The sequence below is a fragment of the Nonomuraea insulae genome, assembly GCF_042656245.1.
In genome coordinates, this window is record NZ_JBHSPA010000027.1 from 392,255 (window position 1) to 418,195 (window position 25,941).

Annotated in this window: 22 protein-coding genes; 14 read left to right on the forward strand and 8 right to left on the reverse strand. The window is 70.4% G+C overall.

Annotation, left to right across the window (positions count from 1 at the left end):
• Positions 1 to 92 precede the first annotated feature (92 nt).
• Positions 93 to 1,142 (reverse strand): protein kinase domain-containing protein, encoded by a 1,050-nt coding sequence (locus tag ACFPZ3_RS24140; protein ID WP_379516480.1) that lies wholly within the window; start codon positions 1,140 to 1,142, stop codon positions 93 to 95.
• Between the two features lie 39 nt (positions 1,143 to 1,181).
• Complete coding sequence (locus tag ACFPZ3_RS24145; RefSeq protein WP_379516481.1) at positions 1,182 to 2,036, reverse strand: arylamine N-acetyltransferase family protein; 855 nt, start codon at positions 2,034 to 2,036, stop codon at positions 1,182 to 1,184.
• Positions 2,037 to 2,107: 71 nt separating this feature from the next.
• On the opposite strand from ACFPZ3_RS24145, the gene ACFPZ3_RS24150 reads away from it, so the two are divergent.
• The 6 genes from ACFPZ3_RS24150 to ACFPZ3_RS24175 are packed head-to-tail and all read left to right on the forward strand — an operon-like array spanning position 2,108 to position 10,141.
• Positions 2,108 to 2,791, forward strand: a complete 684-nt coding sequence (locus tag ACFPZ3_RS24150) for a response regulator transcription factor (RefSeq protein ID WP_379516482.1) — start codon at positions 2,108 to 2,110, stop codon at positions 2,789 to 2,791.
• Positions 2,788 to 5,901, forward strand: coding sequence for a DUF4153 domain-containing protein (locus ACFPZ3_RS24155; protein WP_379516483.1), 3,114 nt, complete (start codon positions 2,788 to 2,790; stop codon positions 5,899 to 5,901). Before ACFPZ3_RS24150 ends, ACFPZ3_RS24155 begins: the two co-directional genes overlap by 4 nt.
• Positions 5,902 to 5,909: 8 nt before the next feature.
• The gene (locus tag ACFPZ3_RS24160; RefSeq protein WP_379516484.1) at positions 5,910 to 7,442 is read left to right on the forward strand and encodes an N-acyl-D-amino-acid deacylase family protein; all 1,533 of its coding nucleotides are present in this window, start codon (positions 5,910 to 5,912) and stop codon (positions 7,440 to 7,442) included.
• 26 nt (positions 7,443 to 7,468) lie between these two features.
• Positions 7,469 to 8,545 carry an alanine racemase gene (locus ACFPZ3_RS24165; RefSeq protein WP_379516485.1) on the forward strand — a complete coding sequence of 359 codons (1,077 nt, stop codon included), beginning with the start codon at positions 7,469 to 7,471 and terminating at the stop codon, positions 8,543 to 8,545.
• 9 nt (positions 8,546 to 8,554) lie between these two features.
• On the forward strand, positions 8,555 to 8,935 hold the full coding sequence (locus ACFPZ3_RS24170; RefSeq protein ID WP_379516486.1) for a RidA family protein: 381 nt from the start codon (positions 8,555 to 8,557) through the stop codon (positions 8,933 to 8,935).
• Positions 8,936 to 8,944: 9 nt separating this feature from the next.
• Positions 8,945 to 10,141 (forward strand): hypothetical protein, encoded by a 1,197-nt coding sequence (locus ACFPZ3_RS24175; RefSeq protein WP_379516487.1) that lies wholly within the window; start codon positions 8,945 to 8,947, stop codon positions 10,139 to 10,141.
• 56 nt (positions 10,142 to 10,197) lie between these two features.
• Here the strand turns inward: ACFPZ3_RS24175 and ACFPZ3_RS24180 are convergent, their stop codons facing one another.
• The gene (locus ACFPZ3_RS24180; RefSeq protein ID WP_379516488.1) at positions 10,198 to 10,746 is read right to left on the reverse strand and encodes a TetR/AcrR family transcriptional regulator; all 549 of its coding nucleotides are present in this window, start codon (positions 10,744 to 10,746) and stop codon (positions 10,198 to 10,200) included.
• A 5-nt stretch (positions 10,747 to 10,751) separates the two neighbouring features.
• Entirely contained in the window at positions 10,752 to 11,366 is a 615-nt protein-coding gene (locus ACFPZ3_RS24185; RefSeq protein WP_379516489.1) for a LysE family translocator, read from the reverse strand.
• Between the two features lie 102 nt (positions 11,367 to 11,468).
• Here ACFPZ3_RS24185 and ACFPZ3_RS24190 point away from each other — a divergent pair, with 102 nt between their 5' ends.
• Entirely contained in the window at positions 11,469 to 14,219 is a 2,751-nt protein-coding gene (locus tag ACFPZ3_RS24190; protein WP_379516490.1) for an ATP-binding protein, read from the forward strand.
• Positions 14,220 to 14,354: 135 nt separating this feature from the next.
• Complete coding sequence (locus ACFPZ3_RS24195) at positions 14,355 to 15,512, forward strand: DUF418 domain-containing protein (RefSeq protein WP_379516491.1); 1,158 nt, start codon at positions 14,355 to 14,357, stop codon at positions 15,510 to 15,512.
• Between the two features lie 550 nt (positions 15,513 to 16,062).
• Here the strand turns inward: ACFPZ3_RS24195 and ACFPZ3_RS24200 are convergent.
• Together ACFPZ3_RS24200 and ACFPZ3_RS24205 are read right to left on the reverse strand one after the other, a co-directional pair.
• The gene (locus ACFPZ3_RS24200; RefSeq protein WP_379516492.1) at positions 16,063 to 16,593 is read right to left on the reverse strand and encodes a 2'-5' RNA ligase family protein; all 531 of its coding nucleotides are present in this window, start codon (positions 16,591 to 16,593) and stop codon (positions 16,063 to 16,065) included.
• Positions 16,594 to 16,757: 164 nt separating this feature from the next.
• The gene (locus tag ACFPZ3_RS24205) at positions 16,758 to 17,933 is read right to left on the reverse strand and encodes a helix-turn-helix domain-containing protein (RefSeq protein WP_379516493.1); all 1,176 of its coding nucleotides are present in this window, start codon (positions 17,931 to 17,933) and stop codon (positions 16,758 to 16,760) included.
• Positions 17,934 to 18,256: 323 nt separating this feature from the next.
• Here ACFPZ3_RS24205 and ACFPZ3_RS24210 point away from each other — a divergent pair, with 323 nt between their 5' ends.
• On the forward strand, positions 18,257 to 18,553 hold the full coding sequence (locus tag ACFPZ3_RS24210) for a hypothetical protein (protein WP_379516494.1): 297 nt from the start codon (positions 18,257 to 18,259) through the stop codon (positions 18,551 to 18,553).
• Positions 18,554 to 19,161: 608 nt separating this feature from the next.
• Here ACFPZ3_RS24210 and ACFPZ3_RS24215 read toward each other — a convergent pair.
• Positions 19,162 to 19,509, reverse strand: coding sequence for an SAM-dependent methyltransferase (locus ACFPZ3_RS24215; protein WP_379516713.1), 348 nt, complete (start codon positions 19,507 to 19,509; stop codon positions 19,162 to 19,164).
• Positions 19,510 to 19,635: 126 nt separating this feature from the next.
• On the opposite strand from ACFPZ3_RS24215, the gene ACFPZ3_RS24220 reads away from it, so the two are divergent.
• The 5 genes from ACFPZ3_RS24220 (at position 19,636) to pip (ending at position 23,836) form a co-directional block, all read left to right on the forward strand.
• Positions 19,636 to 20,484 (forward strand): alpha/beta fold hydrolase, encoded by an 849-nt coding sequence (locus ACFPZ3_RS24220; protein ID WP_379516495.1) that lies wholly within the window; start codon positions 19,636 to 19,638, stop codon positions 20,482 to 20,484.
• Positions 20,485 to 20,637: 153 nt separating this feature from the next.
• Positions 20,638 to 21,606, forward strand: coding sequence for a threo-3-hydroxy-L-aspartate ammonia-lyase (locus ACFPZ3_RS24225; RefSeq protein ID WP_379516496.1), 969 nt, complete (start codon positions 20,638 to 20,640; stop codon positions 21,604 to 21,606).
• 42 nt (positions 21,607 to 21,648) lie between these two features.
• Positions 21,649 to 22,659 (forward strand): MFS transporter, encoded by a 1,011-nt coding sequence (locus ACFPZ3_RS24230; protein WP_379516497.1) that lies wholly within the window; start codon positions 21,649 to 21,651, stop codon positions 22,657 to 22,659.
• Positions 22,656 to 22,877 carry a hypothetical protein gene (locus tag ACFPZ3_RS24235; RefSeq protein ID WP_379516498.1) on the forward strand — a complete coding sequence of 74 codons (222 nt, stop codon included), beginning with the start codon at positions 22,656 to 22,658 and terminating at the stop codon, positions 22,875 to 22,877. The genes ACFPZ3_RS24230 and ACFPZ3_RS24235 overlap by 4 nt, the downstream gene beginning before the upstream one ends.
• A gap of 5 nt (positions 22,878 to 22,882) precedes the next feature.
• A complete protein-coding gene (gene pip / locus ACFPZ3_RS24240) occupies positions 22,883 to 23,836 on the forward strand; it encodes a prolyl aminopeptidase (protein ID WP_379516499.1) in 954 nt (317 codons plus the stop codon).
• Positions 23,837 to 23,906: 70 nt separating this feature from the next.
• On the opposite strand, the gene ACFPZ3_RS24245 is transcribed toward pip, so the two are convergent.
• Positions 23,907 to 25,607 carry a LuxR C-terminal-related transcriptional regulator gene (locus ACFPZ3_RS24245; RefSeq protein WP_379516714.1) on the reverse strand — a complete coding sequence of 567 codons (1,701 nt, stop codon included), beginning with the start codon at positions 25,605 to 25,607 and terminating at the stop codon, positions 23,907 to 23,909.
• Between the last annotated feature and the right edge of the window lie 334 nt (positions 25,608 to 25,941).

Below are 25,941 nucleotides of genomic sequence, written 5' to 3' on the forward strand. Positions count from 1 at the left end.
CCCGCCTCTCCCACATTCTGCGTCGTCTGTCCAACGTGTGAACCCACCGCCATGGTTCCATTCGCGATGTATCGCAATTGTTGTGCGGACCGTCAAAGGACTTTCATGAGATCGCGCCGCAGTTCGTCCAGCGTGGGACGTTCCAACGGGTTGCCGGACAGCAGCCTGAGCAGGACGGGAGCCAGCGCCCCTGCCCTCGTCAGCGCCGCGCCTGGCGCGGGCGGCACGCCCTCGACGGCGAGGTAGAGGGTGGCTCCGAGTGACCACAGGTCGGCGGCCTGCGTCGGCGCGCCCTCGGGAGCCGTGTACGCCGGGAGCGTTCCCGTCCTCAGCAGCGGCGTCAGCCGGGCCCGCCCCGAGGCGTCGATGAGCACGTTGCCCGGTTGCACCCCGCCGTGGAAGACGTTCGCCAGCCGGTCGAGGACGGCCAGCCCGATCGCGGCCACCTGGGCGGGCGGCAGCGGCCCCGAGGCCTCGACGACCGCGTCCAGCGGCCGGTCCACGGCCAGGCGGTCGAGCGTCTCGCGCACCGCCTCCATCGGGGGCGGCCCCGACGGGTGCAACATCGCCCTGACCAGCGACCTGAACGGGCCGGCGCCCTCCGCGGGAACCTGGCCCGGCGGGCGGCCCTCCACCGCGAAGTGCAGTGTGGCGGCCAGGGACCACAGGTCGGCCGAGGGCAACATGCTCAGGCTCGGATAGCCGAACCCGGTCAGCACCGCCCGCCCTGTCGCGGTGAGCAGCACGTTGCCCGGATCGACCCGCCCGTGCACGATCCCCGCCTCGTGGGCGACGGTCAGCGCCGCCAGCAGGCAGACGCCGATCCTGGCCGCCTGCGGGACGGGCAGCGGGCGGCGCGAGCGTACGGCCTGCTCCAGCGAGACCCCGGAGACGAACTCCATGACCAGCCACGGCGAGCCCTCCTCCAGCAGCACGTCGAGCACGCCCACGATGAAGGGATGCCGCAGCCCGGCGGCCCTGCGCGCCTCGAACAGGGCGGCGTCGCGCAACTCAGGCGGCACCCGCACCCGCCGCACCGCGACGTCACGGTGCTCCAGCTCGTCGAAGGCCAGGCGTACCGAGCCCGTGCCCAGGGTGTTCAGCAGCCGGTAGCGACCGTTCAGCTTCCTGCTCTCAGCCATGTCGAGGTGCACGATAGCGCCAGGACGGCAGCGGGGTCATCATGCGGGACGGCCCGTGAGCCAGCTCTCGTGGGCCTCGTGCACCCTGCGCCAGAGCTGGTCCTTCTCGGCGGGGCTCACGTCGTCGAGCGGCAGCAGGAAGATGTCCGCCAGGGCCGCGAAGTAGTCATGGGACGAGCTCAGCGTGACCGACTGCGCGCCGTGCCCCAGGCGGGTCAGCAGAAGCCCGCGCAGGCTGTCCACCCCGTACGCGTCGCGCCGGTGCGCCGTGGCCACGCGTACGAAGCCGGACGACGGTGACGTGGTCAAATGGCTGTGCATGTCGGCGAACGCGGACATCTCCGCTTTTTCGATGCCGAAGTCCATGCCGCGGAACCCACAGCTCTTGTCGTGGTCGAACCGCCATCCTCCGGGCGCGACCTCCGACGGGCGCAACACGTACTGGAAGGGGCCCTGCCGGTAGGTGCCCGCGACCAGCGGCAGCGGCTCGTGCAGCGCGTCGCCGAGCCCGGCGTCCACCAGCCACTCGCCGCCCGGATTGTCCGGCGAGGGCAGGCCGCGCACGGTGAGCACCAGGTGGTTCGCGGTGATGCCGGGCTCGGCGTCGTGGTTCTGCACGCCGCCGACGTGCCTGGTCACCTCGTAGCCGAGGGCCGCCAGCAGCGCGGAGAACGCGCCGTTGAGGTGGTAGCAGTAGCCGCCGCGGCCCCGGATGATCCGCTCGGCGGATTCGAGCGGATCGACGGTCGTGGGGCGGCCGAGCCAGATCTCCAGCGCCTCGTACGGGACTTTCTCGACATGCGCGACATGCAGCGAGCGCAGGTCGTCCGCGCTGGTGGGGGCGTTGTGCAGATGGGGCAGGCCGAGGCGGCGGAGGTATCCGGCTGTGTTCACCAGCCAAGTCTGCACTGTTTGTGCACGAATTTAGGAGTGTCGTCTGCACAGCGCGCTTCTAGGCTTCGTACGTGGCAGAGCAGCGACGCATCCTGGTGGTCGAGGACGACGTGACGATAGCCCTGGCCGTGCGGAACAGGCTGGCCGCCGAGGGGTTCGACGTCAGAGTGGCCGGTGACGGGCAGGACGCCCTCGTCCAGTACGGCAGCGCGGAACCCGACCTGGTGATCCTCGACCGGCTGTTGCCCGGCCTCGACGGGCTGGAGGTGTGCCGCAGGATGCAGGCCGCCAGGCCGGTGCCGGTCCTCATGCTGACCGCGCTCGGCGAGGAGACCGACGTGCTGGTCGGGCTCGGGGTCGGGGCCGACGACTACCTGGCCAAGCCGTTCAGCATGCGGGAGCTGGTGGCCAGGATCCACGCGCTGCTGCGGCGGGTGGAGCGGGCGGCCCAGCTCGCCGTCGAGGACACGGTGATCAGGGTGGGCGAGGTGGAGATCGACTCCGCCGCCCGCCGGGTGTTCGTGCGCGGGGTGGAGGCGCAGCTCACCAGGACCGAGTTCGACCTGCTGCGCCGCCTGGCCGAGCGGCCGGGACAGGTCTTCGAGCGCGACCGGCTGCTGTCCGACGTCTGGGGCTTCTCCGAGGCGGCGGCCACCCGCACCGTGGACAGCCACGTACGCGCGCTGCGCCGCAAACTCGGCTCCGACGTCGTACGCACGGTGCACGGCGTCGGCTACGCCCTGGTGCGGCGATGAACCCACTCGACTTCCTGGGCCGGATCAAGGTCAAGCTCGGCATCGTGATCGTGCTGGCCGTGGGGACGGCCTTCGTGGTGAACGAGGTCGGCATCAACTCCGGCTTCTCCCGCGAGGTACGCATCGCGGTCGCCGTGGTCCTGGCCCTGATCATGGTGCAGGTGCTGGCCATGGGCATGACCAAGCCGTTACGCCAGATGGCCAGCGCCGCCCAGACGATCGCCAAGGGCAGCTACACGCTCCGCGTCGGCGCCACCTCCAGGGACGAGGTGGGGGAGCTGGCCAGGGCGTTCAACGCGATGGCGACCAACCTCGGGGAGGTGGACAGGCAGCGGCGCGAACTGATCGCCAACGTCAGCCACGAGCTGCGCACACCCATCACCGGCCTGCGGGCCGTGCTGGAGAACGTCGTGGACGGCGTCTCCGCGGCCGACCCCGTCACGATGCGCACCGCGTTGTCCCAGACCGAACGCCTCGGCCGCCTCGTCGCCCAGCTCCTGGACCTGTCGCGGCTCGACTCCGGCACCCGCCTGATCGAGGCCGAGGCCGTCGAGCTGGCGCCGCTGGTCGAGCAGGCGGTCATGGAGGCCTCACTGGCGCGCGAGGACGTCGTCATCCGGCCGTCCGTCCCCGCCGGCCTGGTGCTGCGCGCCGACCCCGACCTGCTGGCGCAGGTCCTGGCGAACCTCCTGGACAACGCGGTACGGCACAGCCCTCCGTCCGGGGAGGTCACCGTCGGCGTGCTGCCGGAGGGCGAGGCCGGGGTGCGGCTCGCCGTCTCCGACCAGGGGCCAGGGATCCCCTCCTCGGCCCGGGCGCGCGTGTTCGAGCGCTTCTCCCGGCTGGACGCCGGGCGGGCCGCCGACTCCGGGGGCGCCGGGCTGGGGCTGGCCATCGTGAAGGAGATCGTCGAGCTGCACGGGGGTTCCATTCGCATCGATGACTGTCCGGGGTGCCGGATGGTCGTCGATCTACCAGGGAGGACGACGATGGCGGACGTGCCATTAGAGGCTGAGCGTGCTGCTTTGGGGGAGGACGAGCGGTTGGAGCGCGTCACGGCCGAGGTGACGGCGCCCGCACCGGACCCGGCGGACGTCAGGCCCGTTGTCGTCGAGGACGGCCAGGCCGCCCCTGCGGTCGCCGCCGCCGAGGCGGACGCCGCTGTCCCCGCGAGCGAGCCGGCACCGGTCGCGGTCGCTCTGGCAGCTGTCCAGGGCGTCGCGGAGGGGCCGGGCGTCGCGGAAGGCGCCCCCGCGGACGGTCAGGCCGCCCCGGGCGACGTGGTGGTCGCCGCGGGCGTGCCCGACGCCGGCAGTCCCGGTGGATTCGGCGGGCCCAGGGCTGGGCGGCCGGGGTACGGAGGGCCTGGGTACCGGGGGCCTCAGCCGTCGCCTGCCGGCGGGCTGGCCAGGATGATCGGGGGGACGGTCATCGGGCTGCTCATCGGGTTCCTGGTGGGGATGTTCGGGGCCGTGTTCATGAGTGTGACCTTCGGCGACGGGATGGCGCTGGTCACGTTCGTCGGCTGCATCGCGCTCCTGGGGGCCGTCGGGGCGGCCATGGGGGCGGGGTCCGGCAGGCGGGCGGCGGCGTACCAGGCGGTGGGGACGTACCAGAACCAGGGGGGAGGGCCGCCGCGGTACGTGCCGCCGCCGCTCTTCCCGAGGCCCGAGCTGCCGGAGCCCCCGAGATGGCTGCTGCCGGCCGCGGCGGGAGCCGGGGTGTTCGCGGCGGTGGCACTGCCGGAGGCGCAGGTCGGGCTGGGGATTGTGCTGGTCGCGATGGTGCTGGGCGTGGCGACGCTGCCGGCGGTGATGCGGCGGATGACGCCGTGGACGGTGGCGTTCGGGGTGACGGCGTACTGGCTGATCTCCATGGCGGCGGTGCGCGACGCCGACTGGCTGGTCGCGCTCCTGCTCGTGGCGGGGGCCGGGCTGGGCGCGCTGGCCGTCTCGGGCGCCGGGGCCGGGTGGCTGGGCGTGATCAGGGGCGGCGTGTCCGTGGTGCTGGCGCTCGGCCCGGTGCCGTGGTTCCTGGCCCAGCCGGTGAAGAAGCTGACGGCCAAGCGGCGCGTGTTGCCGATGGTGATCGCGCTCGGCATCACGGCGGTGCTGCTGGTGGTGTTCGGGCTGCTGTTCTCCTCGGCGGACGCGGTGTTCGCCTCGTACGTGGAGCGCCTGACCACCACGCCCGTCTGGGCCGAGTCGGTGCCTGGGCGGATCTTCCTGTTCGTGCTGTTCGCGGTGCTGCTGGCCGCCGTGGTGCTGGTGGCGCTGCGGCCCGTCATGGAGCCGGTGGGGCCCGATACGAAGTTCAGGGTGAGCGGGAGCATCTGGCTGGTGCCGCTGACGGCGGTCAACCTGCTGTTCGCCGCGTTCGTGGCGGTGCAGATCACGGCGCTGTTCGGCGGCGACACGCTGGTGCTGAGGACGGCGGGGCTGACCTACGCCGAGTACGCCAGGCAGGGGTTCTTCCAGCTCGTGGTGGTCAGCGTGTTCGTGCTGGGCATCGTGGCCGTGGCGGCCGGGCTGCTCAGGGTCGAGCGGCGCGAGCGCTGGCTGCTGGCCATGCTGCTCGGCGTGCTCTGCGCGCTGACCATGGTGGTGCTGGCCTCGGCCCTGCACCGCATGAACCTCTACACCGACGCCTACGGCCTGTCCAGGCTGCGCCTGTCCGTGCAGGCCACGGTGTGGTGGCTGGGCGTGTTGTTCGCGCTGGTGCTGCTGGCGGGCGCGGCGCGGCTGACGGGCCGGGGGTCCGGCTGGCTGCCCCGTACGATCGTGCTGGTCACCGGGCTCGGGCTGGGCACCTTCGCGCTCGTCAACCCCGACCTCCAGGTCGCGCAGACGCAGGTGGAGGTGCGCGGCGTCACGAAGATGGACTCCGACTACCTCGGCGACCTCGGCGCGGAGGCGGTGCCCGCCCTGGACCGGCTGCCCGAGCCGCAGCGCAGCTGTGTGCTCTCGGCCGTGGTCGACGCGAACGGACTGTCGAGGCCCGACCCCTGGAACGGCTGGAACCTGGCCCGTTCCCAGGCCCGCGACCTGCTGGCCGAGCGGCCCGTGGGCGTGATCACGCAGTGCACCCCGGCGGATCGCCCCTCTGATTGAATCCAGGTGTGAGTTTCGATGTGGTCATCAGCGGCGGCAGGGTGCTCGACGGGACGGGCGCCCCGCCGTACCGGGCGGATGTGGCGATCTCCGGCGATCGGGTCGTCGCGGTCGGGAGGCTGGACGGCGCCGAGACGGGCAGTGTGATCGACGCGACCGGGCGGCTCGTCGCGCCCGGCTTCGTGGACTGTCACGCCCACGGTGACGCGGCCGTGTTCGACCCGGAGGTGCAGCGGGCGGCGTTGCGGCAGGGGGTGACCACGTTCGTCCTGGGGCAGGATGGTCTGTCCTTCGCGCCCGGTTCGGCGGCGACCGTGGCTTACGCGTCGCGCTACTTCGCCGCCGTCAACGGGGCACTAACCGAGGGGCCGATGACCGTCGCGGAGCTGCTCGGCCGCTACGACCGCGCCGTGGCGCTGAACACCGCCTACCTGCTGCCTCACGGCACCATCCGCTACGACGTCATGGGGCCCTCGCCCGATCCGGCCTCGCCCGGCGACGTGGCGAAGATGGTGCGCCACGTCGAGCGGGGGCTGGAGGAGGGCGCGGCCGGGTTGTCGACCGGGCTCGAATACCTGCCGGGCCGCTACGCCGACGCCGAGGAGCTGGCCGCCCTGTGCGCCCCGCTCGGCGGGCTCCCGTACGTCACCCACATGCGCGCCTACGGCGATCGGGCCGGGCTCGGCATGGCCGAGGTCATGGACATCGCCGGGCGGTCGGGCGCCGCCGTGCACGTCTCGCACCTGCACGGGCCCGCCGACGTACTGCTGCCGCTGGTCGAGGAGGCCCTCGGCAAGGGCGTGGACCTCACCTTCGACACCTACCCCTACCTGCGCGGCAACACGATCCTGGCCATGGTCGTGCTGCCGCCGTCCGTGCCCGGCGCCGAGCCGGAGGCCGCCCTGGAGATGATCGACTCTGACGCGCTCGACGCGTGGTGGCCGACGCTGGGCGACGTCTGGCCCCGGCTGACCGTCTCGCACGCGCCGGGGCTCGAATGGGCCGAGGGGCTGACCATGGTGGCGGCGGCCGAGCGGGCGGGCGTGGATCCGGCCGCGTTCTGCCGCCGCCTCCTGACGGAGACGCGGCTGGAGGCGGGCGTCGTCTCCGCCCGTCCCGACGAGGGTCCGCACGGCGAGGAGTCCGTACGCCGGATGCTCCGCCACCCCTCCCAGACCGGCGGCTCCGACGGCATCTACGTGGGCGGTCATCCCCATCCGCGCGGATTCGGCGCGTTCGCCCGATTCCTCGGGCGGCACGTCAGGGAGCTGGGGGACTGGACCTGGGAGCAGGCCGTGACGCATCTGTCCGCCCACCCGGCCAGGCGTTTCGGGCTGACGGACCGGGGGCTGCTGCGCAGGGGGTTCGCGGCCGACGTGGTGGTGTTCGATCCGGCCACGGTGGGTGACCTGGCCACCTACCCGGCTCCGCGCACGCTCGCGGAGGGGGTCGATGACGTGTTCGTGTCCGGTGTACGCGTGCTGGCCGGGGGCGAGCTCACGGGCGCGACCTCCGGACGGGCGCTGCGGCCGTTGGGATAGGGTCGGACGCGGACGAAGGGGGTGTTGTGCCGGCGATCCTCGGTCAGTCGGTCTTCGACGGCGGGCTCGAATTTCCCGCGATGGTGGTGCACCGGGACGCGCTGGAGCACAACGTGGCCACGATGGCGGGCTTCGTCCGCGACCATGGCATGGAGCTGGCTCCGCACGCGAAAACGCACATGTCCGCTCAGATCTCCACCCTGCAGCTCGCGGCCGGGGCCTGGGGGCTCACCGTGGCCACGCCCCGGCAGGCGCGGACGGTCAGGGGGTTCGGGGCCGGCCGGATCATGGTGGCCAACCAGGTCGTCGATCCCGCGGGGCTCACCTGGGCGGCCCACGAGCTGGAGCGTGACCCGGAGTTCGAGTTCCTGAGCTTCGCCGACTCCATCGCCGGGGTGGACATCCTGGCCAGGCACGCCGGGTCCCGGCCGTTCCGGGTGCTGGCGGAGCTGGGGCACGAAGGCGGGCGGGCCGGGTGCAGGACGCTGGAGGAGCTCCTGGAGGTGGCCTCGTACGCGCAGCACACGCCCGGCGTCGAGCTGGCGGGGGTGGCCGGGTACGAGGGCGGGCTCAAGACCGGTGAAGAAGTCCGGAAATATCTTGACTCGTTGCAGGAAGCCGTCGAGTACGTCCGCGTCAGAAACCCCATCCTCACCGTCGGCGGCAGCCAGTGGTTCGACGTGATCGGGCGTGAGCTCGTCGCCACCCAGGCCAGGATTGTGCTGCGCAGCGGCGCCTACGTCACCCACGACGACGGCTACTACCGGGAGCACACGCCGTTCAACCGCATCGACGGCGAGCTGCGTCCCGCGCTGGAGGTGTGGGCCCACGTGTTGTCCACGCCCGAGCCCGGGCTGGCCATCGTGGGCATGGGCAAGCGCGACGCGCCCTACGACGAGGGCCTGCCGATCCCGCGCCGCGACGGCGTCACGATCATGAAGATGCAGGACCAGCACACCGTGGTCCGCGCCGACGGGCTCAAGCCCGGTGATCTGCTGGCCTTCGGCATCTCCCATCCCTGCACGGCCTTCGACAAGTGGCGCGTGCTGCCGCTGGTGAACCGGGATTACCGTGTCGTTGGCACGATAAGCACCAACTTCTAGGGAGATTTCGTGAAAAAGGAGCTCAGGACTACTGAAGGTGCCGCCCCGGTCGGCGCCTACTCGCAGGGTCTCGTGGTCGGCGACTTCGTCTACACCTCCGGCATGGGCCCGCTCGACCCGCACACCGGCGAGGTCGTCGGCGACGACGTCGCCGCCCAGACGCACCGGGTCATGCGCAACCTCGGCGCGATCCTCGCCGCGCACGGCCTCGGCTTCGACGACGTGGTCAAGGCCACGGTCCACCTGCAGCACCTCAAGCGCGACTTCGCCGCGTACAACGAGGTGTACAAGTCGTACTTCAACCAGCCCTACCCGGTCCGCACGACCGTCGGGTCCGAACTGATGGACATCCTGGTGGAGATCGACTTCGTCGCTCACAAGAGCGCTTAAGGTCTGGTTGTGGACAGTTCGGTGTACGTCTTCGTCGAGGACCTGCGCGGCGAGGGCGTCGAGCGGGTGCTCGACAGGATCAGCGGCTATGGCGTGTCCGGCATCACCGTCGGCGCCGTGCACCACGCCTCCCGCGACGTCACCCCGCACGGGCTGTCCCGCCTGACCCTTCGCCACGACGGGGCGCACTTCACCCCGCCGCCCGAGTTGTTCCAAGGGCTCCGGCTCTCTCCCGTGCCCGGCTATCTGGACGCTCTCGACGGTGTACGCGAGGAGTGCGCGAAGCGGTCCATGAAGCTCCACGGATGGACCGTCTTCCTGCGCAACGCCACGATCGGCACCAAGCATCCGGATGTGACCGTGCGCGACTGCTTCGGCGACCGCGGCTCCCTCACTGACCTGTGCCCCGCCCACCCCGACGCGCGCGAATACGCCGTCGCGCTGGCCAGGGCGGTGGCCAGGCTCGGCGTGGACAGCGTGGTGGCCGAGTCGCTGCACTTCAGGCCGCTCAAACCGCAGCGCTCGTTCGTGCCGCTCGGCCCGATGGACGCCTACCTGTTCGGGCTCTGCTTCTGCGACTACTGCATGCGCCGGGCCACCGACCTGGGCGTGAACGCCGAGGTGGCGCGCGACGAGTGCGCCAGGATCGTGGGCGGCGTGTTCGACGGCGACCCGGCCGCGCAGGGCGAGGTGACCAGGGCGGCGCTGACCGCGTACGCGGGGCCCGACGTGGTGGCCTACGCCAGGGCGCGCTCAGAGACGGTCACCACGCTGGTGTCCGAGGTGGCCTCGGCGGTGGCGGGCGAGGGCTCGAAGCTGGTGTTCATCGACTCGACCGGGGCGGTCAAGGGCTACACCGACGGGCTGCCGACGCCCGGCCTGGCCGCGCACGACGCCTGGCAGTTCGGGGTCGACCTGGTGGCGCTGGGGGACCTCGTGCCCGCGTTCGGGGTGCTGGCGTACGCGCGGGACGCGGCGCGGGTGGCCGACGACGTGGGCGCCTACCTGCGTTCCGTGGGCAAGGACCGGGAGGTGCGGGCCGTGCTGCGGCCCGGCTATCCCGACAGCGACTCCGCCGACCGGCTGGTGGCCAAGGCCCGCGGCGCCAAGGCGGCCGGGGCGCTGGCCGTGGACTTCTACGCGTACGGGCTGGTGCCGCACCCGGTCCTCGACCGCATCCCCGCCGCCCTGGCGGAGGCCCCCTGACCTTCTCAGGTGAGGTTCTTGCGCTGGACCTGCCACGGGCCCGCGCATGCCGACCGTCATAGGATTTGTACGCCTTCCAGCACCGCCGCGACCGCCTCCGCCGGGAAGTCGTCGTCCACCGGCGACCCCCTGAACACCGCCCGCATCCACACGGCCCCGGCCAGCAGATCGACGATCAGCATCGGGTCCGCCGACCCCTTCAGCTCGCCCCTGCCGACCGCGCGCTCGAAGATCTCCCGCTCCCTGGCGAACCGGTCGGCGAAGAAGCGCCGCGCGTCCAGCTCAGGATGGCGTACGGCGGCGCTGAGCGCGGCCACCGCGATGTCGCTGCCCGGAGGCTCGGTCAGCAGCCGCCTGACCCCCTCCACCAGCGCGACCAGGTCGCCGCGCAGGCTCCCCGTGTCGGGCGCCTCGAAGCCCAGCAGGTCGGACTCGACCAGGGCCGCCCCCAGCAGCGCGGCCTTCGACGGCCACCACCGGTAGATCGTCGTCTTGTTGACGCCCGAGCGCTCGGCGACCCCCTCGACGGTCAGGCCGTCGTAGCCCCGCTCCGCGGCCAGCCGCAACGTCGCGTCGAAGATCTCCTGCTGCTTCCTGGGCGCCATAGGGCTCATTTTCTCCCGGCGAACGCCATCACCACGCCCAGGCCGAGGTAGACGACGCCGCTGGCGTACCGGAGGGGTCTGGCGGCGCGGTGCAGGCGCTGGCCGAGGGCGCCGGCGGCGAAGGCGTACACGATGTCGGAGATCACGCCGAGGACCAGCAGAATGAGGCCGAACAGCACCACCTGGAGCGCGGGCGAGCCCGCGCCCGGGTCCACGAACTGCGGCACGAACGCCAGGAAGAACAGCGCCACCTTGGGGTTGAGCAGGTTGACCAGCATGCCTTCGAGGAACACCTTGCCCAGTGGTTGCGGTTTCGCCTCGCCCGGCTCCTGCTCCTTGCCGGTGAACGCGCGGATGCCCAGGTAGACGAGGTAGGCGACGCCGGCCCACTTGACGATCGCGAAGAGGGTGGCCGAGCGTGAGATGACGTACGACAGGCCCGCCGCCGCGGCGGCGATGTGCACCAGCGTGCCCGTCTCCACGCCGAACGCGCTGGCCAGGCCCGCCGCGCGCCCCTGGGCGAGCCCGCGGGCGGTGATGTAGAGGTGGTTCGGGCCCGGGATGAGCACCAGGGCGAGGGAGGCCGTCACGAAGAGGGCGAAGGTTGCGGGAGGTATCACAAAACAGCAGCGTAAAGTGGCTTTGGTAGGTCGATGAAGGCCAATCTACGGCTGGTTGACCGGACCAATCCATTGTCGGCCGGGCGTGGCATAGTTTCAGGCGTGAACGGTCTTCTCGTCGGGCGCTCTACTGAGCTGGCCGGGCTGGTGCGGGTGCTTGATTCCGCCGCCGAAGGTGTGGCCGGGGTGGCGCTCGTCGGCGGGGACGCCGGGATCGGCAAGACCCGGTTGATCACCGAGCTGGCGGCCGTGGCCCGCGAGCGCGGCTTCAACGTGCTGATCGGCCAGTGTGCCGAGCTCGGCGACGCCCTGCCCTACCTGCCGCTGGCCGACGCGCTGCGCGGCGCGGAGCCGCCCGTGCGCGAGGCCGCCGCCGCCCACCCCATGCTGGGCCAGCTCCTGCCGGGCACCGAGAGCGCGCCCTCCACCGGGCTCACCCAGCAGCGGCTGTTCGGCTCGCTGCTCGGGCTGCTCGCCGAGTTGCAGCCCGTGCTGTTCGTGATCGAGGACCTGCACTGGGCCGACCGCTCCACCCGCGATCTGCTGGTCTTCCTCAGCCGCATGGTGCAGAACGAGCGGGTCTGCGTCGTCGGCACCTATCGCACGGACGACCTGCACCGCCGCCATCCGCTCAGGTCCGTGCTGGCCGAGCTCAAGCGCCTGCCCACGGTGATGAACGTGGAGCTGAAGCCGTTGGGCGCCGGCGAGATGTCCGACTACGTGACCACGCTTGGCGAGGTGGACGCCCAGGAGCTCGGCCTCATCGTCACCCGCGCCGACGGCAACCCGTTCTACGCCGAGGAGCTGTTCGCGGCCATGGCCGAGGGTGACAGCCTGCCCGACGGGCTGGCCAGCCTGCTGATGTCCAGGGTCGAGGTGTTGTCCGAGGCCGGGCAGCGGGTGTTGCGGGCCGCCGCCGTGGCGGGGCGCCGGGTGGAGGACGAGCTGCTGCGGGAGGTGTCGGGGCTGCCGCTGGCCGAGTTCGAGGAGGCGGTCAGGGAGATCGTCTCGCGCGGGCTGCTCAAGGTCGACGGCTACGGCTACGCCTTCCGCCACGCGCTGCTCCAGGAGGCCGTCTACACCGACCTGCTGCCGGGCGAGCGCACCAGGCTGCACGCCGCCTTCGCCCGCCTGCTCACCTCCCCTGCCGAGCTGGCCCATCACTACCTCGCCGGTCACGACCTGGCCGGGGCGCTGGCCGCCTCCGCCGAGGCGGGGCGGGTGGCCGAGCGGGTCGGGGCGCCCGCCGAGGCCCACGACCACTACGACCGCGCGCTCGGCCTGTGGGACCGGGTGGACGACGCGGCCGGGCTGGCCGGGGAGAGCCGGACCGAGCTGGCCTTCCGCAGCGCGGTCATGGCCGCCGACAGCGGCGACAACCATCGGGCGGTCGTCCAGTTGCGGGTGTTGCCGCCGACGTCCGAGGTGAGCGAGCGGCTGGCCTACTACCTCTACGAGATGGACGACAGGACCGGCTCGGTCGCGGCGGCCGAGCGGGCGGTCGAGAGCGCGGAAGACCAGGCCGCGCTCGCCCGCGCGCTGGCCACCTACGCCCGCACGCTGCTGTGGGGCCCGCGGCACCAGGAGGTCGAGGCCCTGTGCGCGCGGGCGCTCGAGACCGCCCGCGCGGCCGCGGCCAAGGACGCCGAGGTGGGCGCGCTACTCTCGCTGGCCGTATTCGTCGAGCACCGGGGCGACGTGGACACGGCCCACGAGCTGGTCGAGACGGCCTCCGCCGGGCGCACCGGCGACCTGGCCATGGATCTGCGGGCCCGCTTCCACCACGCGCGCATCCACTACGAGCAGGGGCTGCTGGCCCAGGCCGCCGAGGTGGCCGACGAGGGCATCCGGATGGCGTCCGAGACCGGGCTCAAGTGGAGCACCTACGGCACCGACCTGCGCTTTCTGCGCTTCCTCATCCACTACGTGGCCGGGGAGTGGGATCAGGCCGAGACCGTGGCGTGCGGGTTCGGCGCGCGGGTGGGCACGCTGCCGGAGGCCATCCTGTCGTCGTTCGCCCTGTTCATCGAGGTCGCACGTGATCTGCCCGTGGTCGAGAGCCGGTTGACCTGGTTGCGGCCGTTCTGGTCCGACGAGCTGGCCGCGTACATGTCGAGGGCGCTGGCGGCCGAGCACGCGCTCTGGCACGGCGACCCGGCGGCGGGGCTCGCGCACGCGCGCGCGGCCATCGACGCGGTGTCGGACGGCGAGGTGAGCGTGCTGCGGCCGGTCGCCATCGGGTTGTGGGCGCTGGCCGAGCTCGGCACCACCGAGGGGGCCGACAACCTGCGCGAACGCGCCCGCCGCGCCGTCGACTCCGGACCCCTGGGCGAGGGCGGATACCTGGGGCCCGAGGGCCGGGCGTGGGCGCTGCGGGTGGAGGCCGAGTGGCATCGCGTGCACGGGCGGCTCGACGTGGAGGCGTGGCGGCGCGTGGTCGAGGCGTTCGACTTCGGGTTCGTCTACGAGACGGCGCGGGCCCGGTGGCGGCTGGCCGAGGCGCTGCTGGCGGGCGGCGAGCGGGACGCGGCGCTGGGGGAGTGGGAGCTGGCCAGGGAGACGGCGGGCAAGTTGCGGGCCGTGCCGCTGGAGGCCGCGTTGCTGGAGTTCGGGCGGCGGGCCCGGTTCGGGGGCGGCGGCGGTGGCGGGGCCAGTGATGGTGGGCTGACGGCGCGGGAGGTCGAGGTGTTGCGGCTGGTCGCCGAGGGGATGACCAATCGGGAGATCGCGGAGCGGCTGTTCATCGCGCAGAAGACCGTCAGCGTGCACGTGTCCAACATCCTGGGCAAGCTGGAGGTCTCCACGCGCACGCAGGCCGCCGCGGCGGCGCGGCGGCAGGGGTTGCTGGGATAGGCCCGTACTTGGTGAATGGCGCGCTTATGGTCACATCGGGTCTGGCGCGCCGGCAGGAGCCGGTGATGCTTTGGTCGCCCCGGTGGAGACCAAGGGCTGATGCCGGAGGGAGGGCGCCGTTCGTACGTTCGGCTCATGACGGAACTGCGCACACCGCTCGCCGGCCGTGTCCACGAGGTGGACGTGGTACGCGGGTTCGCCCTGGCGGGCATCCTGGTCGCGAACATCGGCTTTTTCGCCGACCCCGGTTACGCCCTGGCCGGCAGCATGCCCATCCCGGACGGGCCGGTGGCCGTGGCCATCACCGCGTTCGTACTGACCAAGTTCTACATCATCTTCTCCTTCCTGTTCGGATACTCCTTCACGCTCCAGATGCGCTCGGCGGAACGGGCGGGCGCGAGCGTGCGGGCCAGGACGTTGCGCAGGTGCCTGGGTCTGTTCGTGATCGGGCTGCTGCACGGGATCCTGCTGTGGATCGGGGACATCCTCACCCTGTACGCGATGCTCGGCCTGATCCTGCTCTCCCTGCGTAACGTCAGGCCCAGGACCGCGGTCGTCATCGGGTCGGTCATCGTCGGCGTGATCGCTGTGGCGCTGGTGGCGCTGGCGTGGCTCTCCACCTTCGACCCGACGGCCGGTCAGGCTCCGGCGGCCGACCCCGAGGCGGCGGCGCGGGCCCTGGCCCTGGCCACCGGCGGGCCGCTCGACTTCCTGACCCTGCAACTTGAGCTGTACCCGCCGCTCGTGATCGTGATCTGGCTGTTCCAGGGCCCGATGGCGCTGGCCATGTTCCTGTTCGGGCTGGCGGCGGGCAAGTCGAGGCTGCTGGAGGAGCCCGAGCGGTGGTGGCGGCTGCTGCCCAGGATCCAGTGGATCGGCTTCGGGCTCGGCGTGCCCGGCGGCATCCTGCTCGCCTGGACGGCCGACAGCCCCGGCTCGATGGAGCTGGTGGGCATGGCGGTGAACAACATCACCTCGATCCTGCTGGCCGCCGCGTACGTGGCCACCCTGCTCCGCGTCATCCGCCGCTTCCCCGCCGCCGGGCGCGCCCTGGCACCCGCCGGGCGGGTGGCGGCCTCCAACTACGTCGGCCAGTCGGTGCTGGCCTGCCTGGTCTTCACCGGGTACGGGCTGGGGCTGGCGGGCAAGCTGTCACCGATCGCCGTGATGGGCGTGGCCCTGGTGATCTACACGGTCCTGCTCTGGCTGAGCGCCCGCTGGCTCCGCACGCACCGTTACGGGCCTGTCGAATACGTCCTGCGCCGCGTCACCAACTGGGCGCCCGGCATTTGACAGCTTGTGACGAGGACGTATTTATACCGGTACGCCGCCTCTCTACGAGACTACGATCCTGGCGGAATCAGGACATCCTGAACCCCCGTCGGGCCGAGCGCAGTCGGAGCTGCGGGACCGCGCCCTGCCCGACGGGCAACCTCCACCCCGTCGCCCCCGCGCCGCCACGCCCGACCTCGCGCCCCCCGGCGCCGCCACGCACGCCCGCTCGAACCAGGAGACCGGCGGAGATCCGCGGGGTCACCGCGACCGCAGCCCGGGACAGGAAGCGTTTGCGGGTGGACGCGGAGTGTGCATCGACGACCAAAAACGATGGCGGCAGCACGAAGATTCCCGCCGTTTCCGCGCGCGGCGGGGATTGTCCTGTCATGCCCCAGCCCCGCCGCTACCCGTGAGATGTTCCCCGAGGGGGCCTACTGCCAGCAGTGGGATCGCCTACTGTCGGCAGTAACCCCGCTAGCACCCCAAAAGCGACTCTGGCCAGGTCGGTAGCGGGAGGCATTCGAATCGCCGCACCCCGGGAATACGCTGTGGGGCCGGTTTGGGGTTCCTAAAGGTTTTCTGTAGAATCCACATCACCCAGCGGGATACGAAAAATCTCATGCCATGCGTAGGCGCGCGGGCGCTGCTCAAGCAGTACGAGTGAACTCTCCTTGACCCAGATGTCAGTGCAAGAGAGCATGCTCAGGTTCTCGACTGCCGCAACAACTTTCTCTGCGGGAACATTGCTGGAGTTGCAATAAGCGATTGTCACATGCGGATGAAGCTCTGAATTTTTAATTCGCGCGTCAGGGTACACGGAAAGAGTCGCCTCGCGAAGAGTGTCGCGAAGATGCACGATGGGCCTGGCCGGCGAAGCGCTAAAGCCGATTGCGCCTGGTGTGCCGCCCAGGGAATCAACCGTGATGCTGAAGGGGGATATTTCTCTACAGGCGAGAGTAGCTGCCGCATTGATGGCACGCAGATGCTCTGGCGTCAGGTCGCTCTCGAACGCGACCCTGTCGAGAGTAAGGTGTAGATCTCCCAGAGGAACCAAGTCGTAATATGGGAAAGAGACTGCTTCTTGGGATCGTTCGATCAAGGGTTTCAATCGCGGCGCAGCCGCGAATGTTAGGTACCAATAGTATCCGCGCGGAGAGGCCGGGCGTGCCCAGTGATCGGTGAGCTGTCGAAGGGATCGGAAACGCCGGTTGAGCCCATCAAGATCAGACGAGTTCGCCGTGCCTTCAGGGCGGGTGTCATTCGTCAACGAGCGCCCCATTCGGAGATGGCGTGACGAACCTGGCCTAGCTGGTCAGCGGTGGGCCACCGCTGGGATGCCTGACGCACAAGTTCTATGGCACGCTGTTGTACTGAGATTATCGGGCGACCCGCAGAAATGCTAAGTGCATCGAGAGCAAGACTGCTGATGTGCTCGACGTCGGCGTCTTCGGAGGGAACCAACGAAGCAGCGTAATCTATCATGATCAGAGAGCGACTCCAAGGGGATTCTGAACTGTCTATGTCGGGTAGAGCTAATGTGACGTACTGCCGAACCTTGTCTGGCATGCCGAGTGAAAGGTAGGCAGTCGCTGCGTTACTAGCTGCCTGTGCAGCACTGTAGCATCCGAGAGATATGCTGGACGGGACTCCGCTGGGAACCTGATTGCATGACAAGAGGTCGTAGGCACTGGCGACTGCGCTATGGACGCCCTCAACGTCCCCAAGTTTTCCCAGCGCGCGAGCCACGCCGTTTAGGGTGAGGCGGACGCTCTGCGGCTGCGATTCCGCGTGAGTAAGACCGTCAACGGCTAGCCGCAATGCTTCGTCGTAGTCGTGGGCATAGTATTCGCAGAAACTTTGCATCCCACGCGCCCAAGCCTGAAGGTTGGCAGTTTGAGCGAGTGTGGCGAGCTGAAATGCCTCAGCGCAGTAGGCGCGAGCCAGTGGGAAATTCCCTAGTCCTGTAGCTATATAGCCAAGGACACCGGACGTTCCCCCGGCGATTTCGAAGAGTTGCTGACGCTGTGCCGGATCATTGCAGTCCTGAATTAGCTCGTCAATCCAGGCACGCTGTTTACAAAGCATGGGGGCCAGGTGTGAATGGCTCGCCTGCTCGTATCCTGTTACAGCATTCCCGAGAGTGTCGCGCATTTGGCAAATGATCGCAGGATCTACCGACCTGTTGAGTTTATGGACACGGCGAAGGATGTCGATGACATCCTCGGTCACGTCTGGAAGGACTGGCACGAGCTCCATGAGCTCACCGTCTACACCCAGCACGCTTTCCAGGCGTTGGGCCAGTGGCACGGACGGGGGTTTGTGGTCATTGACTATTTTGGAGAGGTATCCGACGTCATAGTTGGCGGCTTTTGCCAGCTTGCGCAGGGAGAAACCCTGCTGACTCATTAGCTCCTGCGTCTTCTCGCCGAAGGTCGTCATAGCGCGCCCGTGTCTCGGAGCCAATGGTGGGGACCGACGTGAAACTGTGTCGCCCGGTGCCTGTTGCCTGTTGCCTGTTGGTAGGGGCCAACGGGCAACATCTCCCACGCTAGCCCGGCTGGCGGTTGCATGGGGAGCGACGTAGGCAGATCGCGGCTCTGCATCGCGGTTTGTCTGGAGCCGCTAAGCGGCCCCGGCCTCGGTGCGCGAACACCGAGGGTAGTCCGGGGCCTTGATCAGGAATAGAGGTCCTGACCCATGGCACAGGATACGGCCAGTGCGGAAGCGCGAAAGAGCGGCAAGGGTAGCGCGGGGCGGCAGGCATGAGTGCCCGCACGGTGGTGAGTCCGGCGGGTGATCTGGCTTGCGCGCTGGCGGGGGAACTGCACCGGTACGGCATTGCCTCGGAGGTCACGGAGTGCGCGGGGATCGCGCTGGTGGGCGTCTGGGCGGTGGGCCTGCCGGTGTGGTGCGAGTGCGGGCCGCTGGGGTGGCGGTTTCGATGGTCGATGAGCGACACGCGCTCGGGTGGCCAGTCGGTCTACACCTGCTGCCCGGCAGGGGCGCTGGAGACGGCGGCGGCGCGGATCGTGCGGCTGTACCGGGCGAGGTCCGGGTGAGCCGGGTCAGAGGTTACGCGCGGGTGATCGGGCGCGTGTGTGCGCGGTGCGGGCGGGTGACCGGGTGTGCGGGGGTGCTGCTGATCACCAAGCTCCGGGCCTGGTGGAACGGGCCGCCGGTGGAGTTCACTGTCTACGCGTATCACCGCACGGCAGACCCGAAGCGGGCAGCAGGGCGTATCGCCGCCCGGTGTGGGCATCTTCGGGCATCAGGCTCTTCCGCTTTTGGCGGGGCGTGATCGGGCATGGCGCGAGACGCATGGAGCCGAGATCATCCCGCAGCGTACAAGGCTTCCCTGCTGGGTCAGAAGCACGCACGGAGCAGGGCGCTTTCCAAGGTCGAGTTTTTGGACGCCTTTGATCTGAATATCCGTGATTCCCGTCAGGGATACAGCGCGACAGCGTTGTATTTCGAATATCTGCGTTCTCGCCTTCGGGTGAGAACGCAGCCCCCAGATCGAATGGAGGAAGGCGCATGACGGGACGCCGTATATGACCGAATGACACCCTTCGCACAAGATAGGTGGGAGTTCTGGGAAGACGAGCCACCCCGCCGCTTCTACGCGAAGCGGCGGGGGCGCGGAGGTTTGCCTGTCCGCAACCACGATTCACACTCTGTGGCGTTGCGTGCGGCGAGTGGAGCAGGTGCACGGCTGGAGCACGCCCCACGAGCCCGTCATGGTCTGGTAAACGGCCCAACTGGTGAGGCTCGAGTATGACATGGGCCGATGGGACCCCCGATCGTGACCGAAACCCGCATCGAGGAACTGGCGGATGCCGGCCTCGCCGCCTATGTGGCGCACGGCCCTGCGCAGGAAGGCGCGGTTGGCGCGGCCGGCCTCGCGGGCGTCGGGGGCGATCTTCAGGGCCTCTTCGGCCACCTTGCGGTCGGCCTCGTAGTTGTCCTTGCCGCCGAGAAACAGTCGTACACTCGTGCGATCCTGGTGTGGTCGGATCGATTCCGTGCGGCACCTCCAGGGGAGCCGTCTCGCCCTATGACCTGATCGCTGTCACTCATGACACCTTTGTCGGCTTGATAAGGAAAGGAATCGTATCGTCGAATGCCAGGAGGGCTGAGATAAATGATTTATGAGATGTTTGTTCGCGTTTCGGATGATTCGGTGGTGGAGCTGTTCACCGTACGCGTTCCGGGAAGCGATCCATTGCTGGTGATCCATGGTGGGCCCGATTGGGATCACACCTATCTTCGAGAACCATTGGTTCGACTCGCTGACCGGCATGACGTGATTTTTCCTGATTTGAGGGGATGCGGGCAATCGACTCGTGGTCTGCCTGATGGGCACTACACTCCCGACGCGGCCACGTACGATCTGGTCGCGCTGCTCGACGCGCTGGGTGTGGAGCGTACCGACGTGCTGGGGTTTTCGTATGGTGGTCTGATTGCGCAGGGGTTGGCGGTGGTTGCGCCTGATCGGGTGCGGCGGCTCGTGATTGCCTCCAGCAGTGTTTTGCCCGTGCCTGCGGACGCGTTCGCCGGCTGGGAGGAGCGTGAGCGGCGGGTCGTCGCTGAGAGGGACGTGTGGTCGGATCCGGGGCTGTCCGGGGCCGAGCTCACCCGGGCCGCCGCCTTCGCCGGCGCCGAGGCGAACGTGTGGCGTGCCGAAGCTCTTGACGACTACCGCGAACGTCTCTCCCGTGTACGTTTCTCGGCCGAATGGCTGCGTCCCTTCCGGGCCGGGACCCTGCCCTCGGCGCGCCCGGACCGCGCCGCCGAACGCCTGGCCGGGCTCGGCCTGCCGATCCTGCTGCTGCACGGACGGCAGGACATGACGTTCCCGGCGGCGCTGGCCGAGGAAGGCGCGCGGCTGATCCCCTCGGCGGCGGCCGTGATCATCGACGAGGCCGGCCACATGGCCCACGTGGACCAGCCGGAACGCTGGCTGGAGTCGCTGGCGACCTTCCTGAACTGACGGCTGTGGCGAGGTGACGGCTGTGGCGACGTGGCGGTTGCCGTGATGTGGTGGCTGTCTTGAAGTGGGTGGCCGCTCTGATATGGCGGCTTTCCTGATGTGACGGTTGCCTTGTAGTGACGGCTTTCCCGAACAAGCGGAGGAACAGCGAGCATGACGAACGCACTGCCGGTCACCCTGGACGACGTCCACTCCGCCGCCGCGCGGCTCAAGGGCGTTGCCCACCGTACGCCCGTTCTGCGCTCCCGCACCCTGGACGCCCTGGTCGGCGCCGAGGTCTTCCTCAAGTGCGAGAACTTCCAGCGCATCGGGGCGTTCAAGTTCCGCGGCGCCTACAACGCCGTCTCAAGGCTCTCACCGGGGCAACTGGCGAAGGGCGTGGCCGCGTACTCGTCCGGTAATCACGCCCAGGCCGTCGCGCTGGCGGCGCGTGAGCTGGGCAGCAGCGCGGTGATCGTCATGCCTGAGGACGCGCCGGGCTCCAAACGGGAGGCCACCGCCGGCTACGGCGCCGAGATCGTCACCTATGACCGTTACACCGGCGACCGGGTGGCCATCGGGGAGGCGCTCGCCGCCGAGCGCGGCCTCACGCTGATCCCCCCGTACGAGCACCCGCACGTCATCGCCGGCCAGGGCACCGCGGCGCTGGAGTTGATCGAGGAGGTCGGCGACCTGGACGCGCTGCTCGTGCCGATCGGCGGCGGCGGCCTCATCGCGGGCAGCGCCACGGCGGCCAAGGGTCTGCTGCCGGGGATCCGGGTGATCGGCGTGGAGCCCGAGGAGGGCGACGACACCAAGCGCTCGCTGGAGGCGGGTCACCGGGTCTCCATCCCGATCCCGCGCACGATCGCCGACGGCCAGGCCGCTGAGATCCCGGGCGAGCTGACGTTCTCCATCAACAAACACCTGGTCGACGACGTCGCTCTGGTGAGTGAGGACGACATTCGCGCGGGGATGCGGCTGGCGTTCGAACGCATGAAGATCGTCATCGAGCCCAGCGGCGCCACCCCGCTGGCGGCGCTGCTGAACGGACGGGTCCGGGACGTGCCCTCCCGGATCGGCCTGATCGTCTCCGGCGGGAACATCGACGTGCGCCGCTTCGCCGACCTGTGCGCCGATTAGAGCACGCCGACCTCTGCGCCGATTGGAGCACAATGTGAGGAGATGATCTCCTCCCAGACGCACCCCCAAGAACGACGCGATTTCCGGCGACTCTGGTCGGGCTCGACCGTCAGCCAGCTCGGATCGGCCGTGGGCATGGTGGCCCTGCCCGTGGTCGCCGTCACCGTCATCCACGCCTCGGCGTTCCAGGTCGCGTTGCTGGCCGCGCTCACCGCGGTCACCACCGCGCTGCTGGCGTTCCCGCTGGGCACGTACGTGGAGTTCCGGCGCAAGCGGCCCATCATGATCGCGACGGACCTCGTGAGGTTCGCCGGTATCGCGAGCGTGCCCGTCGCGGCGGCCCTGGGCGCGTTGACGTTCGTTCACCTGTGTGTGATCGCCGTCGTGAACGCCTCTTGCCAGATCGCGTTCAACGCGGCCGCCCAGTCCCACCTCAAGGCGCTGGTCTCGGCCCCGCACCTGATCGAGGCCAACAGCCGCCTGGAGTCGACGCGCTGGCTCAGCATCTCGGTCGGCCCGTCCGCCGCCGGGGCGCTCATCGGGCTGCTGAGCGCGGTGGGGTCGCTGGTGATCGACGCGGTGTCCTTCCTGTTCAGCGCCCTCGCCATCAGGACCCTGCGCACCCCGGAACCCCCTGCGCCGGTACGCGAGGCCCACGTTTCGCGGCGCGAGGAGTTGTTCGCCGGGTGGCGCTTCGCGTGGCGGCATCCGGCCCTGCGGCCGATGTTGGTGAGCTGGGTGACCTTCGCGGGGGCCAGTTCGATGGCCGCGGCGGTGTCGGCCGTCTACTACCTGCGCGACCTGGGATTCGAGCCCTGGCAGTACGGGTTGATCATGGGCGTCCCGTCGCTGGGCGGCTTCGCGGGGGCCCGGCTCGCGCCGCGGCTGGTGGCCAGGTTGGGGGCGGTACGCGGCCTGTGGTGGGCGAGCATGTTACGCGGCCCCTGGTACTTCCTGATCCCCGCCGCTCTGCCCGGCACGCTCGGCCTGGTGATGTGCGGGTTCGGGTTCGGCATGGTGCTGCTGTTCGCCGGCGCGGCCAACTCACCATGACCAGTTACCGCCAGCAGCACACGCCCGACGAGCTGATGGCCAGGGTGGCGGCTCTGTGGTCGTTCGCGACGACGGTTACCCAGCCGCTGTTCATCCTCCTCGGTGGGCTCGTGGCGACGTGGGCGGACAGCCGCGTCACGCTCTTCGCGGCGGCGGGCCTGATGTGCGCGGCGGCGATCCTCCTGCCCCGCCGCGAACCTAAATCAACATATAAATAGATTCCATGGGACAAAGGACGTTTTATCCGCCAATAGAGCCGTACGAGACCGGAATGCTCGATGTGGGCGATGGGAACGAGCTCTACTGGGAGGTCAGCGGGAACCCGGACGGCAAGCCCGTGGTCTTCCTGCACGGCGGCCCGGGTGGCGGGATCCTGCCGGCCATGCGCAGGTTCTTCGACCCGCAGGCGTACCGGATCGTGCTGTTCGACCAGCGCAACTGCGGCAGGAGCCGCCCGCACGCCGGTGATCCGGGCGTGTCGCTGGCGGCCAACACCACCGGCCACCTGGTCGATGACATCGAGCGGCTCAGGGAGCGGCTGGGGGTCGGGCGCTGGCAGGTGTTCGGGGGGTCGTGGGGGAGCACGCTGGCGCTGGCGTACGCGCGCCGGCATCCGGAACGGGTGAGCGAACTCGTGCTGCGCGGCATCTACCTGGCGCGGCCCGCCGACGAGGTGTGGGCGTTCACCGGTACGGGAGCTGCGCGGCTGTTCCCGGCGGAATGGGCGGCTTTTCGGGACTTCATCCCTGCCGACGAGCAGGACGATCTTCTGCAGGCGTACCACCGCAGATTGTTCGACCAGGACCCGGAGGTGCACGTTCCCGCGGCGCGGGCCTGGGCCGCCTGGGAGTTGTCGGCCAACACGCTGCTGCCCGTTCCGCCGCCGCCGCTCGACGACCGCGACCTGGTGGCCTTCTCCCGGATCGAGGTGCACTATTTCGGCCAGGGCTGCTTCCTCAAGGACGGCGAACTGCTCGACGTCGGCGCGATCAGGCACCTCCCGTGCGTGATCGTCAACGGCCGCTACGATATGAAGACGCCGTTCGAGGCCGCCTGGGACCTGCATCTGGCCTGGCCGGAGGCCGAGTTCCAGATCGTCGAGGACGCCGGCCACGCGGGCGCGGAACCCGGCACCCTGCACCACCTCATCGAGGCCACCGACCGCTTCCGCGCCTGACCTCTCAGCTGCCCAGATCGCTTCCGCGCCTGACTCCTCAGCTGTCCAGATCGCTTCCGCGCCTGACCCCTCAGCTGTCCAGGAGGGCTGACAGGTCGGCGCGGGAGGAGATGCCGAGCTTGGCGTAGACCCGGGCGAGGTTGTTGTTGACCGTCGCCACGGTGAGCCCGAGCCGCTCGGCCACCTGCTTGCTGCTGTGCCGGGCCGCCAGGACGGCGACCTCGCGTTCCCTGCGCGTGAGCACGGCGGTCGAGTCCTGCTCCAGCAGCGGCGTCACGGAGCCCTCGCAGCGGTCGCGGAGCCAGGCCGCGCGCTCGACGGCCATGCCCGCCTTGCCCGCCAGCCCGGAACGCCGGTACGCCCGCGCCCCCGCGGTGACGGCCTCGGCGGCGAGCAGGTCGTGGCCGAGCCGGGCGAAGCCGGTGGCCGCCGCGCAGAGCGCGTCGCCGTCGAGGCCGGCGAGCCCGCGCGCGGCCGTGGCCTGCGCCCGGCTGAGCGGGGTGCCGAGCCGGACGCTGAGCTCCTCCAGCCGGGTGAGGTCGGCGGCGGCGCCCAGCCGGGCCACGTCGTAGTGGGCCTGGCACTCCACCGTGGGCAGGCCGATGTCGCGGGCCAGCGAGGCGGCGCGCCGGGCGGAGTCCGCGGCGTCGGTCAGCTCGCCGGCCGCCGCGCGTGACCAGGCGTCCGCGAGCATGATCCAGGGCGCGAAGACGCGGTTGGCGCCGTTGTCCCGCCAGATGGCCCGCTCGACCCACGTACGCGCGGCGGCGTCGTCACCGACGAGCGTGCTCGCCGTGCCGAGTCCGGCCATGAACACCCCGGTCAGCCGTACCGCGTCGCGGTTCTCCAGCGCGCAGACGGCCTCGCACAACGACTGCGCGGCCGTGACGGGCCGCCCCTGGGCGCATTCGACGAGCCCGCGGAACCCGACGGAGCCGGCCCCCATGAGCGGCGCGGGCCCGGCCAGGATCTCGCGGTAGTCCTCCTCGGCCACCTGCCAGGCCGTGACCAGGTCCCCGAGGGCCAGGCAGGCCAGGCAGCGGCCGATGTTGTGCTGGACGACGGCCCACGGGTACTCGCCGGGGTGGGCGGCCATCAGCGCCTGCCCGCGTTCGAAGAAGAAGGCCGCCTCGGCGGGCCGGCCCAGGAACCCTGCCGCCGCCGTGGCCGACGCGGTGGCCCACAGGACGGCCTGGGGATCGGCCGACTCCCAGGCCAGCAGCCGCCTGGCCGTCTCGATCACGGCGGCGCAGCGCCCGTCGAACATGAAGATCCACGCCCGGTTGCCCTCCACCAGGTCGCCGCCGGCCAGGTCCATCGCCTCGACGGCCGCCTCGATGTCGCCCGAGCCGAAGTAGAGGGTGTCGGAGCGGGCCAGGGCCCAGCGCACCCGTTCCGGGCCCGGCGGGGGCACATCCGACAGCACGGCCGCGGCCTCCTCGCTGAATCCCCGGTACTCGAGGATCTCGGCGAGGAGGGCGTCGGCGTGCGGGCCGGGCTCGGCGTCCCGGGCGGCGCGGGCCAGCCGCTCGGCCAGCGCGAGATCGGCGCGTTCGATCGCCTGCCGCGCGCCCAGGCCCACGATGTCCGGCCGCGTCACGGCCCCGCCTTCGAGCTGCCAGATCCCGGCCCGCAGCGCGTCGTCGCGACGGCGCAGCGGAGCGGCCAGCGCGGCCCCGGCCAGGCGGGCCGCCAGCAGCCGGGCCCGCGAGGCCGACAGGTCCGCGCGCACCAGCTCGCCGTAGAGCGGGTGGGCCAGCCGCACCTGCACGCGCGCGCCCGTACACTCCGACACCGCGAGCCCGCACTCCTCCGCCTCCTCGATCGCCGCCGCGCCGGCCAGCCGCTCCAGCAGGGCCGGTTGCAGCGGCTCCCCGCAGGCCAGCAGCTCCAGCACGAGCCTGGTGGACCGGTCGAGCGGCCGCAGCCGGTCGAGGAGGAGCTGCCGGACGCCGCCGCGCGGACGGGCCTCGCCGGTGAAGTGCCACACCCCGTACGCCCGCCGCAACGTCCCGTTCGCGACCGCCCCCGACAGCAGTTCGCGCAGGGCGAGCGGGTTGCCCGCGGCCAGGCCGTGCAGCCGCGTCCGCGTCACCCCTTCGATC

Bases quoted from the DNA above. Each gene is read 5' to 3' on its own strand.
- ACFPZ3_RS24140 (WP_379516480.1), bottom strand. From the start codon at position 1,142: ATGGCTGAGAGCAGGAAGCTGAACGGTCGCTACCGGCTGCTGAACACC.
- ACFPZ3_RS24155 (WP_379516483.1), top strand. From the start codon at position 2,788: ATGAACCCACTCGACTTCCTGGGCCGGATCAAGGTCAAGCTCGGCATC.
- ACFPZ3_RS24180 (WP_379516488.1), bottom strand. From the start codon at position 10,746: ATGGCGCCCAGGAAGCAGCAGGAGATCTTCGACGCGACGTTGCGGCTG.
- ACFPZ3_RS24195 (WP_379516491.1), top strand. From the start codon at position 14,355: ATGACGGAACTGCGCACACCGCTCGCCGGCCGTGTCCACGAGGTGGAC.
- ACFPZ3_RS24205 (WP_379516493.1), bottom strand. From the start codon at position 17,933: ATGACGACCTTCGGCGAGAAGACGCAGGAGCTAATGAGTCAGCAGGGT.
- ACFPZ3_RS24210 (WP_379516494.1), top strand. From the start codon at position 18,257: ATGAGTGCCCGCACGGTGGTGAGTCCGGCGGGTGATCTGGCTTGCGCG.
- ACFPZ3_RS24220 (WP_379516495.1), top strand. From the start codon at position 19,636: ATGATTTATGAGATGTTTGTTCGCGTTTCGGATGATTCGGTGGTGGAG.
- ACFPZ3_RS24225 (WP_379516496.1), top strand. From the start codon at position 20,638: ATGACGAACGCACTGCCGGTCACCCTGGACGACGTCCACTCCGCCGCC.
- ACFPZ3_RS24230 (WP_379516497.1), top strand. From the start codon at position 21,649: ATGATCTCCTCCCAGACGCACCCCCAAGAACGACGCGATTTCCGGCGA.
- ACFPZ3_RS24235 (WP_379516498.1), top strand. From the start codon at position 22,656: ATGACCAGTTACCGCCAGCAGCACACGCCCGACGAGCTGATGGCCAGG.
- pip (WP_379516499.1), top strand. From the start codon at position 22,883: ATGGGACAAAGGACGTTTTATCCGCCAATAGAGCCGTACGAGACCGGA.